The 18,992-nt window shown below is 33.7% G+C and carries 15 protein-coding genes, 1 pseudogene and 1 riboswitch; of the genes and pseudogenes, 11 read left to right on the top strand and 5 right to left on the bottom strand.

Annotated elements, in window-relative coordinates; translation table 11 throughout:
- Nucleotides 1-25 precede the first annotated feature (25 nt).
- Nucleotides 26-1,321, bottom strand: a complete 1,296-nt coding sequence (locus JFU20_RS05890; RefSeq protein ID WP_201038446.1) for an Nramp family divalent metal transporter — start codon at nt 1,319-1,321, stop codon at nt 26-28.
- Between the two features lie 493 nt (nt 1,322-1,814).
- On the opposite strand from JFU20_RS05890, the gene trhO reads away from it, so the two are divergent.
- Nucleotides 1,815-2,774 carry an oxygen-dependent tRNA uridine(34) hydroxylase TrhO gene (gene trhO / locus JFU20_RS05885; RefSeq protein ID WP_002086277.1) on the top strand — a complete coding sequence of 320 codons (960 nt, stop codon included), beginning with the start codon at nt 1,815-1,817 and terminating at the stop codon, nt 2,772-2,774.
- Nucleotides 2,775-2,822: 48 nt separating this feature from the next.
- Here trhO and JFU20_RS05880 read toward each other — a convergent pair whose 3' ends face one another.
- A complete protein-coding gene (locus tag JFU20_RS05880) occupies nt 2,823-4,298 on the bottom strand; it encodes a hypothetical protein (protein WP_002064823.1) in 1,476 nt (491 codons plus the stop codon).
- A gap of 175 nt (nt 4,299-4,473) precedes the next feature.
- On the opposite strand from JFU20_RS05880, the gene panE reads away from it, so the two are divergent.
- The gene (panE, locus tag JFU20_RS05875) at nt 4,474-5,406 is read left to right on the top strand and encodes a 2-dehydropantoate 2-reductase (RefSeq protein ID WP_002165969.1); all 933 of its coding nucleotides are present in this window, start codon (nt 4,474-4,476) and stop codon (nt 5,404-5,406) included.
- A 74-nt stretch (nt 5,407-5,480) separates the two neighbouring features.
- Here the strand turns inward: panE and JFU20_RS30395 are convergent, their stop codons facing one another.
- Nucleotides 5,481-5,609, bottom strand: a complete 129-nt coding sequence (locus JFU20_RS30395; RefSeq protein ID WP_000038255.1) for a hypothetical protein — start codon at nt 5,607-5,609, stop codon at nt 5,481-5,483.
- A gap of 140 nt (nt 5,610-5,749) precedes the next feature.
- Nucleotides 5,750-5,896, top strand: a riboswitch (cyclic di-AMP (ydaO/yuaA leader).
- Between the two features lie 144 nt (nt 5,897-6,040).
- Between JFU20_RS30395 and JFU20_RS05870 the strand changes: the two genes are divergently transcribed.
- From JFU20_RS05870 to JFU20_RS05850, 5 genes are all read left to right on the top strand, one after another.
- Nucleotides 6,041-7,867 carry an APC family permease gene (locus tag JFU20_RS05870; RefSeq protein WP_002165968.1) on the top strand — a complete coding sequence of 609 codons (1,827 nt, stop codon included), beginning with the start codon at nt 6,041-6,043 and terminating at the stop codon, nt 7,865-7,867.
- Between the two features lie 604 nt (nt 7,868-8,471).
- Nucleotides 8,472-9,632, top strand: a complete 1,161-nt coding sequence (gene nheA, locus JFU20_RS05865; RefSeq protein ID WP_002012121.1) for a non-hemolytic enterotoxin NHE subunit A — start codon at nt 8,472-8,474, stop codon at nt 9,630-9,632.
- A 37-nt stretch (nt 9,633-9,669) separates the two neighbouring features.
- Nucleotides 9,670-10,878, top strand: coding sequence for a non-hemolytic enterotoxin NHE subunit B (gene nheB, locus JFU20_RS05860; protein WP_002012120.1), 1,209 nt, complete (start codon nt 9,670-9,672; stop codon nt 10,876-10,878).
- Nucleotides 10,879-10,986: 108 nt separating this feature from the next.
- Complete coding sequence (gene nheC, locus JFU20_RS05855) at nt 10,987-12,066, top strand: non-hemolytic enterotoxin subunit C (RefSeq protein ID WP_201038445.1); 1,080 nt, start codon at nt 10,987-10,989, stop codon at nt 12,064-12,066.
- 234 nt (nt 12,067-12,300) lie between these two features.
- The gene (locus JFU20_RS05850; RefSeq protein ID WP_201038444.1) at nt 12,301-12,927 is read left to right on the top strand and encodes a LysE family translocator; all 627 of its coding nucleotides are present in this window, start codon (nt 12,301-12,303) and stop codon (nt 12,925-12,927) included.
- Nucleotides 12,928-13,170: 243 nt separating this feature from the next.
- Here the strand turns inward: JFU20_RS05850 and JFU20_RS05845 are convergent.
- A pseudogene (locus JFU20_RS05845) lies at nt 13,171-13,439 on the bottom strand (hypothetical protein).
- 345 nt (nt 13,440-13,784) lie between these two features.
- Here JFU20_RS05845 and JFU20_RS05840 point away from each other — a divergent pair.
- Nucleotides 13,785-14,735, top strand: a complete 951-nt coding sequence (locus tag JFU20_RS05840; protein ID WP_201038443.1) for a nucleoside hydrolase — start codon at nt 13,785-13,787, stop codon at nt 14,733-14,735.
- 751 nt (nt 14,736-15,486) lie between these two features.
- A complete protein-coding gene (locus tag JFU20_RS05835) occupies nt 15,487-16,434 on the top strand; it encodes a DNA-binding transcriptional repressor DeoR (protein ID WP_201038442.1) in 948 nt (315 codons plus the stop codon).
- A gap of 48 nt (nt 16,435-16,482) precedes the next feature.
- On the opposite strand, the gene JFU20_RS05830 is transcribed toward JFU20_RS05835, so the two are convergent.
- Nucleotides 16,483-16,845 carry a hypothetical protein gene (locus JFU20_RS05830; protein WP_033706663.1) on the bottom strand — a complete coding sequence of 121 codons (363 nt, stop codon included), beginning with the start codon at nt 16,843-16,845 and terminating at the stop codon, nt 16,483-16,485.
- 156 nt (nt 16,846-17,001) lie between these two features.
- Here JFU20_RS05830 and deoC point away from each other — a divergent pair, with 156 nt between their 5' ends.
- Complete coding sequence (gene deoC, locus JFU20_RS05825; RefSeq protein WP_002012110.1) at nt 17,002-17,673, top strand: deoxyribose-phosphate aldolase; 672 nt, start codon at nt 17,002-17,004, stop codon at nt 17,671-17,673.
- 101 nt (nt 17,674-17,774) lie between these two features.
- Nucleotides 17,775-18,956, top strand: a complete 1,182-nt coding sequence (locus tag JFU20_RS05820; protein ID WP_002012109.1) for a NupC/NupG family nucleoside CNT transporter — start codon at nt 17,775-17,777, stop codon at nt 18,954-18,956.
- Nucleotides 18,957-18,992 lie beyond the last annotated feature (36 nt).

The raw sequence follows: 18,992 nt of genomic DNA, 5'->3' as shown, positions 1-18,992 counted from the left end.
ATCAAATTTGGAATACCCTTTTTCATTACCCTACAAATGTTTGATACAGTAAGAAAATATTTAAAACGATAATAAGTGCAGCGATTAACCACGCGATAAATGTCGTAATGCGATGGTTGACGAGTGCGCCCATAATCTTCTTATTACTTGTAAACATAATAAGTGGTACTAATGCAAAGGCAATACCGAAAGATAAGACAACTTGACTCATAACGAGAGCGTAAGTTGGATTTACACCTAAAGCGATAATAACGAGAGGCGGAATCATTGTTATAAATCGGCGTAAGTATAACGGAATATGCATTCGAATGAATCCTTGCATAATAATATCACCAGACATCGTACCAACAGAAGAACTAGATAAACCTGCTGATAAAAGTCCAATCCCAAATAATGCAGCCGATACAGGACCGACTAAATTACTGAAATGGTTAAAAGCAACATCAAGGTCTTCAACGTGCAAGCCGTTTTTAAAGAATAGTGCAGCTGCTACAATTAACATACTTGCATTAATTGCTCCAGCGATAACCATTGCAATAATAATATCGATGAATTCGAAGCGGAAAATTTTTTTCTTTTGTTCATCATTTGTTCCGACTACACGGCGCTGCGTTAAGGCCGAATGTAAATATATCGCGTGCGGCATTACTGTCGCACCTAAAATTCCAGTTGCTAAAAGGATGCTATCTACACCTTGGAATTTTGGAGTGAAAAGTCCTGAGAGTAGAGGGCTTAATTCCGGTTTTGCGTAAAAGACTTGGATACCAAAAGCGATAACAACGATAAAAATCATACCTGTTATGATAGCTTCTAATGGACGAAAGCCTCTGCGTTGAAATTCAAGAATAATAAATGATCCAACTGCTGTAATTAAAGCAGCTGGTAACATCGGAATTCCAAATAGTAAGTATAAGCCAAGTGCTGCCCCGATAAATTCAGCTAAATCTGTAGCCATAATAACGAGTTCCCCTTGTATCCATAAACCGATGGAAACTGGTTTGGGGAAGTTTTCGCGAGCTACTTCAGGAAGATTTCTCCCAGTAGCGATTCCTAATTTAGCTGATAAAGTTTGAATTAATACAGCCATTAAATTAGAAGCGAGTATTACCCAAAGCAATAAATACCCATATTGTGATCCAGCTGCGATATTTGTAGCGAAGTTCCCAGGATCAATATAAGCAACTGATGCGATAAAAGCAGGTCCTAAGAATGGTAACAGTCTTTTAAAGCCTTTTGTTTGTCCACTTAACGCTAAATGGGCTGATTGAACTGTTGTACTTTGAGAAGGGACTTGTTCATCTTTTGTTATATCTTTATTCATAGTAATATTCCCCTTTGAAATCTTAACTTGATTAAAGTTTCACTTTATTTTTACTCATTATTTCAATACATTTAGATATATGATGTGGCAATTTCATTTGAACATAAAAGTTTCCTTAATGCAAATTATATGACTGTGTGCAATGAATGGTGTGACGATGCAAAAATATTTTGGGAGTTTATGGTTGTTGAATAAGGGAGAAGATAATAAATTATAGGGTTGTTTTTGAAATTTATGTGAACATACAGCCTATATTACAGCATATTAATTGATGGAAATGAAATTGTATGATATATAATATATTGGGATTACAACCTAACCGTAGTGTTTTGTTCTGTAATCTTGTTTTTATTTCTGTTAACTTATAGAAAAAATTGTAAATAGAAGAAAATAGGCTACGTATAATTTTGTATATATTTTCTTATTATATATGTTTTGATATGAACGTTAACTTATACATGATTTTAAAATTTAGATAGGTGGTAGAAATACATTGGCAACTACAAAACCATATAGAGTATTACTATATTACATGTACACAACAATTGAAAATCCAGAAGAATTTGCTGAACAGCATTTAGAATTTTGTAAATCACTTGAGTTAAAAGGAAGAATTCTTGTAGCGACAGAAGGAATTAACGGAACTTGTTCTGGAACTGTTGAACAAACAGAAAAATACGTGGAAGCGATGAATAATGATCCACGTTTTGCTGGAATCGTATTTAAAATTGATGAGGCAGATGAACATGCATTCAAGAAAATGCACGTACGTCCTCGTTCAGAGTTAGTTACACTTCGTCTAGAAGACGACATTAACCCGAAAGAAATTACTGGGAAGTATTTAGAACCAAAAGATTTTTATGAGGCAATGAAACAAGAAGATACAGTTATCATTGATGCACGAAATGATTATGAATTTGATTTAGGACACTTCAAAGGTGCGATTAAACCAGATATTGAATCATTCCGTGAATTACCAGATTGGATTAGAGAAAATAAAGAAACACTTGAAGGTAAAAAGATTTTAACGTACTGTACAGGGGGAATTCGTTGTGAGAAATTCTCAGGTTGGTTAGTTCGTGAAGGTTATGAAGATGTAAGCCAGCTTCATGGCGGAATTGTAACGTACGGAAAAGATCCAGAAGTACAAGGTGAACTTTGGGATGGTCAATGTTACGTATTTGATGAGCGTATCGCTGTACCAGTAAACCAAAAAGAGCACGTTATCGTTGGTAAAGATCATTTTACAGGTGAACCTTGCGAGCGCTATGTAAACTGTGCAAACCCTGAATGTAACAAGAAAATTTTATGTTCTGAAGAAAGTGAAGCAAAACATTTACGTGCATGTTCTCATGAATGTCGTGTACACCCACGTAACCGTTACATCGTGCAACACGAATTAACAGAAGAGCAAGTAGCTGCTACATTAGAAAAAATCGAAGCAGGTAAGTAAGCATAATAGAAAACAGATGGTAGCATCGTGCTGCCATCTGTTTTTTATTTACTTTGTATCTTTTTTCTCTTTAACAGCAGATAATACAGTTTGTTTTACCCATGCTTTTCTTCTTTTATGCTGTATAGCCCATTGGTATAAACCTTGTGCACCTAAAATGAGGGAAATGACTATACCGCTAATCGCTATTAATAGAGCGAAAAATTCAAAAGGCGATGATATTTTGTTTGAATCGGTGTTTCTTAAAAGGTCAATCATAGTAAACCCTAACATTTGGCCTACAACAGAATAGAGCGTTAAAATTAATAATAAGAGGCTATCTTTTTTTGAAGCAACATTTTCTTGATATTTAAATAAACTATCGAGATTTTGTTTCGCGTTCGTGTACAGTACTTCAATGTTAAAAAGTTTTCTTAGACGAAAGAAAATATCTTCACTTTGTGATTGGGATACTAATTCTAAAGAAAAATAATTAGCTGTAAACGAATTTATTGAATAAATTAATTTCTCTATCTCATTTGTATCTTGTTCAATATTTAATTCAGCATAGGCGTTTGCCATCTTTAATAAAACAACTTTATGAAATAAATTTAATAATAAAGCGTAATAAAACTCCCCGTACATTTGACTAGCAAGTTTAGTGACTGCTTGTTCACCTTCATTTGTAATACATGTGAAAATATGTTCTTCCATAATAAAGTAACGGTTAGGAGCCCATCTTTGATAAGAATGTTTTGTTAAATAATCGTGAATATAAGGAACATTATTTGCACTAATATATGGCTTACCATCATCTGATAATCCGGAAAGACTGGAAGCTCGATATACATCGATTATATGAAGGTCTGACTCTTTGTTTATGGATAATAGAGTTTGTACATACATTCGCTGGTCTTCAAAGAAAGGGAATGTTTGAAAGTAAGAACTCCGCAATCTCTTGTTCTCAAAGAAGTCTGTTAAACCATGAAATAAATCACCGAATATAAGTTTTTCTACTTGTGAATATTTTTTTCCATCACATTCAATACAAATAGTCTCAGTCGTATCACTTTTAGTTTCAAGTACACGGAAGCGAGCCGCGAATTCAATCGCTTCTGATAATGTCATGTTAGGAGCGGTTTTTATTTCTGTCCGAATTGTTAAGAACCCAAGCTCATAAGGACAAAGTGTTACATCAATAGAATGTATCTTGAATGGAACGGAAATAAGGTTAGTTGTTAAATGTCCATTTAAATTAAGGTCTTTAGAATAGCGCTGTAATCCTTTTTGATGTTCTGAATGAGGAAAGAGAATTTTATTTGTAAAGGAAAGATAGTATGCTTCCATATTTTGATGTGAAACTTGAAATTTCCCGTAATATGTATTTTCATCTTCAAGATGATCGAGTCGAAAAGGCCGAAAATCATTTTTTTGTAAGAAAGGGAACATATTTTGTTCATATCCAGTTTTAAACGAAAACGGGAATATAAATTGAAATATAGCTGTTGTTACATCTTTTTCCTCGATTGTTTGTATTGCCTCCATTTACATTGTTTCCTTTCCGTATAAGCTATAGAAACAACATGCCCAATTTTTCTTGAAAATAACCTCTCTTGTTCATTAGATTAAGAATGAAAATTCAGCTTATTTAACAAGGGACATGTATAATGTTATGTATACTAAAATTAGTATAATTGTGTTAGAAAAAGGGGGATGTTGTATGCGTATTTTAGTATTAGGAGCTGGGGGCGTTGGCGGATTTTTCGGTGGCCGATTAGTAGAAAAGGGAGAAGATGTTACATTTCTCGTTCGCAGCAAAAGAAAACAGCAATTAGAAGAAAAAGGCCTTGTTATTCGTAGTGTTAATGGAGATTTTTCATTTCAACCGAAATTGGTAACGAAAGAAGATAGAACGACTCCATTTGATGTGATTTTATTTTCAACAAAAGCGTATCATTTACACGAGGCGACCATAGATTTAAAGCCGTTTGTAGGTAAAAATACTGTAATAATCCCATTGTTAAATGGTATCGCTCATTTATCACTATTACAAAAGGAATTCGGTGAAGAGAAAGTAATTGGCGGTCTATGCTTTATCGAGACGACATTAAACAATCAGGGAGAAATTGTACAAACGAGTGCTGCCAACAGACTTGTATTTGGAGAAATTAAGTCTCAAGATTCAGAGAGAATCAATCATATTTCCAAAGCATTTGCAGGTACGAAATCTAGTTTTGTTTTAAGTGAAAATATTACGCAAGATATGTGGCATAAATATTTATTTATTACTGTAATGTCAGGTGTGACAACATTAATGCGTGCACCAATAGGACCGATTCGTGAGAGCGAAGGTGGACGTGATTTTATCCGAAACTTATTTGAGGAATCTGTGCAAATTATGAGGGCATTGGGGGCTCCGGTTAAAGATAATATTATTGAGGACCATATGAAAACGATTGATAAAATTTCTTATGATATGAAGTCATCTATGCAGCGTGATATGGAAAAAGGCTCGCTCATCGAAGGGGAACATTTACAAGGATACTTACTGGATGTAGCAGAACAATTTTCTATAGAAGCACCTTCATTAGGTGCTGTATATCAAAATTTGAAAGTGTATGAGGAAACGCCCTTTAATAAATCCATAATATAATTAGATGTATGAAATAATAAAAAAGATAGCAATATATAAGTGTATTGCTATCTTTTTTATTTGAGTATGACAAATTATTTGTTTCTTTTAATTCTTTCTGTCAAATTTATTTCCTGTTCGCGTTTACCATATAACTGATTAATTTCATTTGCTACTGCATCTAAATATGAGTCAGAAAAAAGCGGTTTCTTCTTTTTAGACATACGGGTCTCCTTTAAGGTTTTTTTAGTATTCATTATGTATATTTATCGGCGGATTATGCGCAATCATTTAAAATTTTTTATTTTTAAAAATTTTTGTTTACATTTTAAAAATAAAGGAGTATTATAATCCACAGTTTCAATTTTCTAAACCGCTGAAGCCGCATGGTGCGGGGGACCCGTTCTTCTGGATTAGTACTTAATCCAATGGGGTGAATCCTTGAAAAAGGTAGGGCTACTCATAGGCCCGAATCCGACAGCTAACCTCGTAAGCGTTATATTGAGAAGGAAGGTGGAGCTTGTGCGACAAAAAAAATAATGTCTACAAGTCTATTTCGTTATGGCTTGTAGACATTTTTTGTTTTCTGAAGAAATAGTTTATCCGCTGTAACTAGCAGAAAAGTTCGTACAAAATTATTGGAGAGTGGACAGCAGTGGTTTCATCTATCAAAAGGTTTTTAATTGGAAGGCCGTTAAAATCAACTGAGTTAGGAGAGCAAAAACTTAATAAAACAAAGGCGCTAGCCATTTTATCTTCTGACGCATTGTCATCGGTCGCATACGGACCAGAGCAAATATTAATTGCTTTAGCAGGCCTTGGAGCGGTAGCTTATTGGTATTCTATTCCGATCGCTGTTGGGGTATTAGTATTATTGACAGCTCTTATTTTATCTTATCGACAAATTATTTTTGCTTACCCTCATGGCGGCGGAGCATATGTTGTATCAAAAGAAAATTTAGGGATGAATCCGGGATTAATAGCTGGAGGATCTTTATTAGTCGATTACATTTTAACGGTTGCAGTAAGTGTATCTGCGGGTACAGATGCGCTCACATCTGCTTTTCCTAGCTTACATGCACATAATGTAATCATTGCGATTATATTTGTCATATTGATTACCATCTTAAATTTAAGAGGCGTAACGGAATCAGCTTCCGTTTTAGCATATCCGGTTTATTTATTCGTTGTAGCATTATTTATATTAATTGGTGTAGGAATATATAATATTTTGACTGGTCACGTTTCACCCGCGCTGCATTCGCCAATTGGAACACCAGTCGCGGGAATTAGTTTATTTCTACTGTTAAGAGCGTTTGCATCAGGTAGCTCTGCATTAACAGGTGTTGAAGCGATCTCTAATGCGATTCCAAACTTTAAGGATCCTGCACCTAACAATGCAGCGAAAACATTGCTTGCAATGGGTGCATTACTTGCAGTTTTATTTTCAGGAATTGTCTTTTTAGCTTATTATTACGGAATTAATCCAAGTAAGGAAGTAACAGTTGTTTCACAAATTGCTGAACAAACATTTGGACGTAATTTCATGTACTATTTCATTCAAGGTACAACAGCTTTAATATTAATTCTTGCTGCTAACACAGGTTATTCTGCATTTCCGCTATTAGCAGTTAACCTTGCAAAAGATAAGTTTATACCGAGAATGTTTACGATTAGAGGAGACCGCCTAGGTTATTCAAACGGTATTATTATACTTGGGATTTCTTCGATTATTTTAATTGTAGCTTTTCAGGGAAAAACAGAACACTTGATTCCGCTATATGCAGTAGGGGTATTTATTCCGTTTACACTTTCTCAAACTGGAATGGTACTAAAATGGCTTCGTGAAAAGCCTGAAGGATGGGCTTTAAGATTAACGGTCAATTTAATTGGTGCAGTCATTAGTTTTATCGTAATGAGTATGTTCTTTTTAACTAAATTCGCACAAGTTTGGTCGATCCTTATTTTCTTACCGGCCATTATCTTCTTGTTCCATCGAATAAAGAAGCATTATGATGCAGTGGGGGATCAATTAAGTTTAAAAACTTGTGAACCACTTGTTCCGATTGAAGGGAATGTAATTGTCGTTCCTGTAGCAGGTATGACTCATGTAGTAGAAAATTCACTGAACTATGCTAAAGCTCTTTCTGCAGATCAAGTTATCGCTGTGTATGTTGCTTTTGACAGAGAAGAGGAAAAGAAATTTGAAGAGAAATGGGAGAAGTGGCAACCTGAAGTAAGGCTTGTTACATTACATTCTCATTATAGAAGTATTATTCAGCCGCTAACAAAATTTATTGATACAGTACAATATAAGGCGAGTGAATCAAATTACCGAGTTACGGTCGTTATACCACAGTTTATTCCGAAAAAAGGTTGGCATAACATTCTTCATAATCAGTCTAGTTTACTCATTCGTGCGTATTTACTCTATAAAAGAAATGTTGTTATTACGACAGTACCGTATCATTTGAAAAAGTAAGGAAATTTTTTAAGGATAACTTCACGAAAGTGAAGTTATCCTTTTTGTGTATATGCTATGCATAATTGCATATGGATCTAAAAAGTATATTAGTATAATTTTAATGATTATGAATATGTAGTGTTTTCTGTTGTGGTATATAGATAGTTTAATCGAGAAAGTGAATTGAATTTTATTTTGGGATAAGGACATGAGAGCTTGAAAATAAAGGGAATTAAAATACTTCTTTACGTTATATAAATAGCTGTGTTTAAATGACCTTACAGTACAAAACTTACATGAAAACAAAACGAAATTTCATACTTTCATACGTTAATTAGTTTTAAATGAATAATATTTTCATGTAATATATTCACTGTGTGAATGTGGAACTCGCAATAAAACAGAAAATTTATACAGTTTTATTCATACTAAGCACATATGAAAAGGTATGAATTGTTTTATAACAATAAGTAAGTACTGTAGAAATAAAGTTTGAGAGAGGTGGTTCGTACATGACTCACGGTGAGAACGTTCTCTATTTTTAACCATCTCAAATCAATTGCAAGAAAATAGAATAATAAAATGCGATAGTAATAGTTGCTAATACATAGGAGGAGTTAAAGTGAAAAAGACTTTAATTACAGGGTTATTGGTTACAGCAGTATCTACGAGTTGTTTTGTTCCTGTAAGCGCTTACGCTAAGGAGGGGCAAACAGAAGTGAAAACAGTATATGCGCAAAATGTAATTGCTCCAAATACATTATCAAATTCAATTAGAATGTTAGGGTCACAGTCACCACTTATACAAGCATACGGATTAGTTATTTTGCAACAACCAGACATTAAGGTAAACGCTATGAGTAGTTTGACGAATCATCAAAAGTTTGCAAAGGCGAATGTACGAGAGTGGATTGATGAATATAATCCGAAGTTAATCGACCTAAATCAAGAGATGATGAGATATAGCACTAGATTTAATAGCTATTATAGTAAGCTATATGAACTAGCAGGAAAAGTAAATGAAGATGAACAAGCAAAAGCAGATTTCACAAGCGCATATGGAAAATTGCAAGTGCAAGTACAAAGCATCCAAGAGAGTATGGAGCAAGATTTATTAGAGTTAAATCGATTTAAAACGGTATTAGACAAAGATAGTAACAACTTATCAATTAAAGCTGATGAGGCAATAAAAACACTTCAAGGATCAAGTGGAGATATTGTGAAATTAAGAGAAGATATTAAAAGAATTCAAGGGGAAATTCAAGCTGAATTAACTACTATTTTGAATAGACCGCAAGAAATCATTAAAGGTTCTATTAATATCGGTAAACAAGTATTTACAATTACAAATCAAACTGCACAAACGAAAACAATCGACTTTGTTTCTATCGGTACTTTAAGTAATGAAATTGTAAATGCTGCAGATAGTCAAACGAGGGAAGCAGCTCTTCGTATTCAACAAAAGCAAAAAGAGTTATTACCACTTATTCAGAAGTTATCACAAACTGAATTAGAGGCGACTCAAATTACATTTGTTGAAGATCAAGTAAGTAGCTTTACAGAACTAATTGATCGCCAAATTACAACTTTAGAAACGTTATTAACGGATTGGAAAGTTTTAAATAATAATATGATCCAAATTCAAACAAATATTGAAGAAGGCACGTATACAGACAGTAGTTTACTTCAAAAACATTTCAATCAACTTAAAAAAGTAAGTGATGAAATGAATAAGCAAACAAATCAATTTGAAGATTACGTTACAAACGTTGAAGTACATTAAACAGAAAAATAATTAGCGATATAGGGAGAGAAGAAAAATGACAAAAAAACCATATAAAGTAATGGCTCTATCAGCACTTATGGCAGTATTTGCAGCAGGGAATATTATGCCAGCCCATACGTATGCTGCTGAAAGTACAGTGAAACAAGCTCCAGTTCATGCTGTAGCAAAAGCATATAATGATTATGACGAATATTCATTAGGACCAGAAGGCCTGAAAGATGCAATGGAAAGAACAGGTTCTAACGCTTTAGTAATGGATCTGTACGCTTTAACAATTATTAAACAAGGTAATGTTAACTTTGGTAATGTATCGTCTGTTGATGCAGCTTTAAAAGGAAAAGTGATTCAGCATCAGGATACAGCTAGAGGAAATGCGAAGCAATGGTTAGATGTATTAAAACCACAGCTTATTTCAACGAATCAAAATATTATTAATTACAATACGAAATTCCAAAACTATTATGATACTTTAGTTGCTGCGGTAGATGCAAAGGATAAAGCAACTCTTACGAAAGGTCTAACTAGATTATCAAGTAGTATTACTGAAAATAAAGCGCAAGTAGATCAGTTAGTAGAAGATTTGAAGAAATTCCGAAATAAAATGACGTCGGATACTCAAAACTTCAAGGGAGATGCAAATCAAATTACATCTATCTTAGCTAGTCAAGATGCTGGAATTCCGCTTCTGCAAAATCAAATCACGACGTATAATGAAGCAATTAGTAAATATAATGCAATTATTATCGGTTCATCTGTTGCAACAGCATTAGGACCAATTGCAATTATAGGTGGTGCGGTTGTTATTGCTACGGGAGCAGGAACTCCTCTAGGAATCGCATTAATTGCAGGTGGTGCAGCAGCTGTAGGTGGTGGTACAGCTGGAATCGTATTAGCGAAGAAAGAGCTTGATAATGCACAAGCAGAAATTCAAAAGATAACAGGACAAGTTACAACTGCTCAATTAGAAGTAGCAGGATTAACAAACATTAAAACACAAACTGAGTATTTAACAAATACGATCGATACTGCAATTACAGCACTGCAAAACATTTCAAATCAATGGTACACAATGGGATCAAAATACAATTCTTTACTTCAAAATGTAGATTCAATTAGTCCAAATGACCTTGTTTTCATTAAAGAAGATTTAAACATTGCGAAAGATAGCTGGAAGAACATTAAAGACTATGCAGAAAAAATCTATGCTGAAGATATTAAAGTAGTAGATACGAAAAAAGCATAATCGAATACGAATCGTTAGAGCGTTAAGTATTGATGAATGAGTTGAAGCTCCTGTTCAGTTGTGAGCAGGAGCTTTTTTATATCCTTATAAAGAGAATGGGTGAAAAGTATGCAGAAAAGATTTTATAAAAAATGTCTTTTAACGATCATGATTGCTGGGGTGGCAACGAGTAATGCACTTCCTTTACATCCTTTTGCAGCGGAACAAAACGTAAAAACATTACAAGAAAATGCAAAAAATTATTCTCTCGGTCCAGCAGGATTCCAAGATGTAATGGCGCAAACGACATCAAGTATATTTGCGATGGATTCATATGCAAAATTAATTCAAAATCAACAAGAGACTGATTTGAGTAAAATAAGTTCGATTAATGGTGAGTTTAAAGGAAATATGATTCAGCATCAAAAAGATGCAAAAATTAATGCGGCATATTGGTTAAATAATATGAAGCCTCAAATTATGAAAACGGATCAAAATATTATTGATTACAACAATACTTTTCAAGCGTACTATAGTGACATGCTATTAGCGATTGATCAAAAAGATAGCGTAAAGTTAAAAGCGGATTTAGAAAAGTTGTATGCGGACATTTTAAAGAATCAAAATGAGGTAGATGTATTATTAGGGAATTTGAAAGCTTATCGCGATAGAATGGCGAAGGATACAAATAGCTTTAAAGAAGACTCGAATCAATTAACAGCGATTTTAGCAAGTACGAATGCTGGTATTCCAGCTCTAGAGCAACAAATAAATACATATAACGATTCGATCAAAAAGAGTAATGATATGGTGATTGCTGGTGGTGTACTTTGCGTAGCGTTAATAACTTGTCTTGCGGGGGGACCGATGATTGCGATTGCGAAAAAAGATATTGCAAATGCAGAACGAGAAATAGCCAGTTTAAAGAATAGAATTTCTGGATCGCAAGCAGAAGTGGCAATTTTGACAGATGTGAAAAATAAAACGACTAATATGACAGAAACAATTGATGCAGCAATTACAGCACTGCAAAACATATCAAATCAGTGGTATACGGTAGGTGCGAAATATAATAATTTACTACAAAACGTAAAAGGAATCAGCCCTGAAGAATTTACCTTTATAAAAGCAGATTTAAATACGGCGAAAGATAGCTGGAAGGATGTAAAAGATTATACAGAAAAATTACATGAGGGTGTGACGAAATAAACAGCGGACTAGTTCCGCTGTTTATTTTTTTATCCCGTTTTTTGTGAGAGCCGAGCTTGTAATTTTACCCATAAGTTTGCCGTGTGTTTTATCAATTTAACTTTGGGATAATGTTTGGTCAAATTGATACTAATAACCTCGATAAACTCCTGATCACGCTTTTTATATTTAATATTTTAAGTAAAAAAGCTATACTATAGGCAAAACTAAAAATTGGAAAGGAAATACTAGAACATGGAAAATTATTTGTTATTTATCCTCACAGCAATCCTAATCATAATAATGCCTGGTCCCGGTTTTGCCTTAGTTACAAAAAACACTATCTCGCATGGTAAAAATGGTGGGATAAAGACTGTCTTAGGAACGGTATCTGGAATGATGATTCATACAATAATGGCTACACTAGGACTTTCTGCTATCCTAATGAAATTTGCTATGCTATTTACATTAATAAAATATGCTGGGGCTTTTTACTTAATTTACTTAGCTGTAAAGTCAATTAAAAGTGCCTTGTCTAAAAAAGAAGATATGTCAGGTTCAGTGGAAATGAACTCTAAGGATATTGGAACGATTAAAAGTTTTAGACAAGGATTTACCACGGCAATCTTAAACCCAAAAACTGCTGTATTTTTCCTTAGTTTTCTACCCCAATTTATTGTGAGCAATCAAAGTCATCTCTTCCAATTTCTTTTGTTAGGACTCACATTTACGACTTTGACAGCAATATGGTATTTACTTTATATCTCACTAATACGTCAATTAAGAACTTTTTTAAGAAAAGAAAAAGTGAACCGTACAATAGAGGGTATTACTGGTACAGTATTATTAGTATTTGGAGTTAGGTTATTTTTCCAAAAATAAATATGTATATGAAAAGAGAAATAATCAATGGTGGTTATTTCTCTTATTCACTTATTCTAAAACTATCATTATAGATTTCTAGAGGTGAGATGATTTTTTGTTGGGTATTTATGTTACTATCACTGTAAAAATTGTGAAGAAATGTACTTAAACTAACGGGGCAGGATAGTTGAATAAGAATAAAAATATTTTTATAAGTTAAATTTATTGAATATCATAAAATATTTATAATTAAACTTTTTTCTAAATCAACACTCGATGGCGAGGTGGTGTTACCTCAAATATAATTATTTTATTTGAAGATCTCATTTTAATTTTTTCAAATCTTTTCATAGGTTGATATACAAAGACGTGTAGTGATAAGCCTATAACTGCAGTAATGTTTAAAATAATACTTATAATCATTAAAGACCATTCTATAACTGGAGAAAAGTATCCGTCCGTACTTAATGTAGAAGAACTTACATCTAGTATTAAAATAACTATTAGTATAAAGGTAAGTTTTTAACCAATTGGAATCCCCCTTTTAAGAGTGATATATTTATATTATTATATTAAAAAAATAAATTATATAATTAATTATAAGATAGTTATCTATGAGAATTTAACTTGTTTTTTCGTTTTGGGGTGTTAAAAAATTCTTAAGTTGATGGGCATGGGATAGCACAACACAACATGCCTATGAACTTAAGAACAGAAACTTACGCTTGAACATAATATCAAATTTAGATGAGCAAAGCTATTTCAAGTGAATAGAATCCACTCTTTAAGAATACATAAAATATATACATACAAGCTTAGTCTGATCACTACATCATTAGTGAAAGTAGGATTCTATAGATTTTGGAGGAAGAGATATGAAAAAAAAGGTTCTCCTGTTTACAGATTTGGGGATTGATGATGCGTTTGCTATACTGTACACCTTTTTTCGTAAAGACATTCAACTTGTAGGAATTGTAGCCGATTATGGAAATGTATCCAGAGAAAATGCAATAAGAAATATTAACTATTTGAAGTACATTGCGGGAAGAGAAGAGATACCCGTATTCCTTGGTGCTTCTGTACCGTTGACAGGTATATTGATTCAGTATTTCCCTGAGGTACATGGAAAAGTCGGATTAGGACCTATCATTCCCCCTGAAATTTCATATCCAGTTTATCCTTTAAATGATATTTATCAAATTATAGAATCAAATTTAGAAGATCTTACAATTATCAATTTAGGAAGACTTTCTTCGCTAGCTACGACTTTTGTGTTGAATTTAGAAACAATGCGAAACGTAAGAGAATGCATTTGCATGGGGGGAGCTTTTTTCTATCCAGGTAACGTAACTGCTGTGGCTGAAGCTAACTTTTACTCAGACCCTTATGCAGCAAACTTAATTCTGCAGCATGCGAAGAAGTTGACAATTATTCCTTTAAATGTGACTCAACATGCGATTGTTACACCCGAAATGGTTCAGAAAATAGATGAGTTTCATCGGAATACACAGGATCTTGCAGGACTCATCATCAAACCTATGTTAGATTATTATTATAATTTCTATTCTAAGTCTAATCCTGGTATAAGTGGAAGTCCTATGCATGATTTTGTAACAGTGTGGTATTTGCTGAATCAAGAGGCTGTTAGCCTTTCAAGGGTACCCATTAAAGTCATTCCTGATCAAGGGGAGGGATTTGGTCAAAGCATTGCAGACTTTCGTTTTGTTACTAATCCAGGCTATAAAACACATAATGTAGTTTTTCAGTTTGATTATGAAAGATTCAAGAAGGATATTATGGAAACATTCCTAAAGAAGAGAGTGTAACAGACTTTATTAACTTCAGATAATACGGATTATGTGAATGAAATATCACTGCATTTAACGTACCGGAATTCGACTTTATTAGGTTGAAATTCGTCTAGCATATAAAACTTCCAAGATGTTGGCTGTATCCCATCACTATCAAGCTAACAAAACAAAATCCCCCTAAAATGAAAAAATCCGCTGACTTCTCAAAGTAATTAACTGTAGTGAAAGAAAATTTTTATTTTGGGAGGCACATTAAAACTTTAGCTTGATGGCGATGGGGTCTCGCCATCAAAACGTGAATTTCGCACGCTAAGGAATTTCTATATTAAAAAACTTGGCTTTACCGTACGTTAAGGAAGTTCCATAAACGATATTTAATGTTTGTTATTGTTACTACAGAAAGAACAAAAAGAATGAATTAAATATGAATCGATTTATCCCGCTATTTGCGGGCAGTAAGACTCCCACCTCAAAATTTGGGGAATGCGGGGGATTTAGGTGGGAGATCAACAGCCCGTAAAAGCCCGATTGGTGAGGGCTAATAATCAGTGGGGGATGGACAACCCCCACTGATTAAAGTTTCACTTTATCTGCTTCAAGATCATCTGTATTGAGTTTATGAAGCTACACAATAAAGTTTTATTGTATATACTAAGTGCAGTAGAAGTTTAGGTGGATAAAATTCGGTAGTCGAAATTTCTTGCATAAAGCTGTATAATGCTTGTAACGAAAGGGAAATACAGGAAAGGGTTTGTAATAAGTTACTATGGAAAAAGATAAACAACAGTTAAGCGTTGAAGTTGCAAGATTATATTATCAATCAGATTATAGTCAGCAAGAAATTGCTAATAAATTAAATATTTCAAGACCGACGATTTCTAGATTATTGAAGTATGCGAAAGAAAAAGGATTTGTTCAAATTAGTATAGCTGATCCATTTGCTGACTTAGATAACGTTGGGAATTTACTTAAAGAAAAGTATAACCTGTTAGAAGCGCATGTCGTATTTTCTCCAGTACCAGAATATGCAACGATTACGGAGTATATTAGTAAATATGCAGCTGAGTATATGGAAAAGACAGTGAAAACTGGTGATATCGTTGGTGTAAGCTGGGGAATGACGATGTATGAAATCGCTAGAAAAATCGTACCGCAACATGTGAAAGGTGTAGAGGTTGTCCAGTTAAAAGGTGGCATTAGTCACTCAAGTGTAAATACATATGCGAATGAAACGATCGCGTTATTTGCAGATGCTTTTCAAACGACGCCAAGAAATCTACCTCTTCCAGTTATATTTGATAATGCGGTGACAAAAGAATTAGTGGAGCAAGATAGACATATTCATCACATTATTGAAATGGGGAAACAAGCAAATATTGCAATTTTCACTGTTGGAACAGTGCGTGATGAAGCGTTATTATTCCGATTAGGATATTTAGATAAGGATGAAACGAACATTTTGAAAGAACAAGCTGTCGGTGACATTTGTTCACGTTTCTTTGATGGAGACGGAAATATTAGTAGCGAAGAAATTAATAAGCGTACAATTGGAATTGAGTTAGAGGAACTTAAATTAAAGAAACGTTCTATTTTAGTTGCAGGTGGTAATAGAAAAATAAAAGCAATTGACGGTGCGTTACGTGGCGGGTATGCAAATGTACTAATTATAGATCAGCATACAGCGAAAGAATTGTTACATTATCAAAAAGGTTAGAAATAAAAGGCTTTCTCAAAATATTAATTTTGAGAAAGCCTTTTATTTTTAGTATGAATAAATCAATGTGTAGTACCTTGTAAAGTATTTGTAAGGAATGCTCTTTGATTGATCTCCTTTTTCAAAAATTAGTGAGTTAGCCATAATATCTCTATCTACAAAACTCCAGCCATCTTGCTCCATCATATCGATAAAAGGTTCCATTTTTCCGCGCTTTACTAAGTAGGGGTATTGATTATCTATCGGTTCTACTTCCACCATTTCTTTATCTTGAATAACCATCTTAGACATAGCTAAAGCAAATGGAACTGGGTTTCCTTCTTGGAAAATAACATCCCTTTTATAAAAAATAAATATGGATAGTGAGGTGCATACTAGCAATGTGAATATAAAGAATTTTGACTTAAACAAGTGGTTCACATCCTTTATTTACAAGCTTATACTACTTTCAATGTATTACTAGAAATTCCCTTCTAAAAAAGAATGAACAAAAGTTCAAAAGTGTATTTACATTTGTTCAACTAAGAGTTAGAATGAAGTTGTTAAAAGATATGAGGAGTGAAGATAATGAACATTGCAAAGTTAATTGATCATACAATTTTAAAACCAAATTCTACAAAAGAAGATGTTATGAAAGTAATCGAAGAGGCAAAGCAATACAAATTTGCTTCAGTTTGTATTAATCCTACATGGGTAAAGCTAGCTGCTGAAGAATTAGCTGGACATGATGTAGACGTTTGTACTGTAATCGGTTTCCCATTAGGAGCAAGCACTACTGAAACAAAAGCATTCGAAACAAAAGATGCTATCGCAAAAGGTGCAACTGAAGTTGATATGGTAATTAACGTAGGTGCTTTAAAAGATGGCGACAATGAGTTCGTTGAAAAAGACATTTATGAAGTAGTACAAGCAGCAAAAGGAAAAGCTCTTGTAAAAGTAATCATTGAAACTTGCCTTCTAACAGATGAAGAAAAAGTTCGTGCTTGTGAATTATCAGTAAAAGCTGGCGCTGATTTCGTAAAAACTTCAACTGGATTCTCAACTGGCGGAGCAACTGCAGAAGATATCGCATTAATGCGTAAAACAGTTGGACCAAACGTTGGCGTGAAAGCATCTGGCGGCGTTCGTACACGTGAAGATGCAGACAAAATGGTAGAGGCTGGAGCTTCTCGCGTTGGAGCAAGTGCTAGTGTTGCAATCGTATTAAATGATGCAAAAGGTGCTACAGATAACTACTAATCAATAAAGAGTGAAGAGCAATAGATACACAACGTATAGTGTATCTATTGCTCTAACAATTGAAAAAAATGTAAGCGGATACGAATGGGAGGAGACGGCTTATGAAATACTTAATCGGTGTTTTTGGCCTCGTATTGATTTTAGGTATCGCTTGGCTTGCTAGTAATGATAGAAAGAAAGTCAAATATCGCCCAATCATAACGATGGTTATATTACAATTCATTTTGGGGTTTTTATTATTAAATACAAGCGTAGGGAATATATTAATTAGCGGAATAGCAGATGGTTTTGGAGAATTATTAAAATATGCCGCTGATGGTGTGAATTTCGTATTTGGTGGATTAGTAAATCAAAAAGAGTTTTCATTCTTTTTAAGTGTATTAATGCCAATCGTATTTATATCAGCTTTAATAGGTATTTTGCAACACATTAAAGTATTACCTATTATTGTGAAATCTATCGGTCTAGTATTAAGTAAAGTAAATGGGATGGGGAAACTCGAATCATATAACGCGGTAGCTTCTGCGATTTTAGGACAATCTGAAGTGTTTATTTCAGTTAAGAAACAACTAGGATTATTGCCAGAGAAAAGAATGTATACATTATGTGCATCTGCAATGTCTACAGTATCTATGTCTATCGTTGGATCATATATGGTGTTATTAAAACCGCAATATGTTGTAACTGCTTTAGTGCTTAACTTATTCGGTGGCTTCATTATTGCTTCTATCATTAACCCGTATGAAGTTACTGAAGAAGAAGATATGTTAGAAGTACAAGAAGAAGAGAAAAAGACATTCTTTGAAGTATTAGGGGAATACATTATAGATGGATTTAAAGTTGCGATTACAGTAGCAGCTATGTTAATTGGTTTCGTTGCTCTTATCGCATTCATTAATGCAGTATTTAAAGGTGTAATCGGTATCTCATTCCAAGAAATTCTCGGCTATGTATTTGCACCATTTGCATTTATTATGGGTGTACCTTGGCATGAAGCAGTTAATGCCGGAAATATTATGGCAACAAAATTAGTATCAAATGAATTTGTCGCTATGACAGATTTAGCAAAAGGAAACTTTAATTTCTCAGATAGAACGACAGCGATTATATCTGTATTCTTAGTTTCATTTGCAAACTTCTCTTCAATCGGGATTATTGCAGGGGCAGTTAAGAGCTTAAATGAAAAACAAGGGAATGTAGTCGCAAGATTCGGTTTGAAATTACTTTTCGGTGCAACATTAGTAAGTTTCTTATCAGCAACAATCGTTGGCTTATTATTTTAACAGATTCATATAATATAAAAAGGAATGGTGATTGTA

The sequence above is a fragment of the Bacillus sp. TH30 genome (assembly GCF_016650875.1).
Taxonomy (GTDB): domain Bacteria; phylum Bacillota; class Bacilli; order Bacillales; family Bacillaceae_G; genus Bacillus_A; species Bacillus_A mycoides.
The sequence above is the reverse complement of the archived record's forward strand: the minus strand, read 5'-3'. Positions and strand labels throughout refer to the sequence as shown.

Coding starts and splice junctions, on each gene's coding strand:
- JFU20_RS05820 (WP_002012109.1), top strand. CDS start 17,775: ATGAAATACTTAATCGGTGTTTTTGGCCTCGTATTGATTTTAGGTATC.
- JFU20_RS05850 (WP_201038444.1), top strand. CDS start 12,301: ATGGAAAATTATTTGTTATTTATCCTCACAGCAATCCTAATCATAATA.
- nheC (WP_201038445.1), top strand. CDS start 10,987: ATGCAGAAAAGATTTTATAAAAAATGTCTTTTAACGATCATGATTGCT.
- JFU20_RS05890 (WP_201038446.1), bottom strand. CDS start 1,321: ATGAATAAAGATATAACAAAAGATGAACAAGTCCCTTCTCAAAGTACA.
- JFU20_RS05840 (WP_201038443.1), top strand. CDS start 13,785: ATGAAAAAAAAGGTTCTCCTGTTTACAGATTTGGGGATTGATGATGCG.
- JFU20_RS05835 (WP_201038442.1), top strand. CDS start 15,487: ATGGAAAAAGATAAACAACAGTTAAGCGTTGAAGTTGCAAGATTATAT.
- JFU20_RS30395 (WP_000038255.1), bottom strand. CDS start 5,609: ATGTCTAAAAAGAAGAAACCGCTTTTTTCTGACTCATATTTAGATGCA.
- panE (WP_002165969.1), top strand. CDS start 4,474: ATGCGTATTTTAGTATTAGGAGCTGGGGGCGTTGGCGGATTTTTCGGT.
- deoC (WP_002012110.1), top strand. CDS start 17,002: ATGAACATTGCAAAGTTAATTGATCATACAATTTTAAAACCAAATTCT.
- JFU20_RS05880 (WP_002064823.1), bottom strand. CDS start 4,298: ATGGAGGCAATACAAACAATCGAGGAAAAAGATGTAACAACAGCTATA.
- nheB (WP_002012120.1), top strand. CDS start 9,670: ATGACAAAAAAACCATATAAAGTAATGGCTCTATCAGCACTTATGGCA.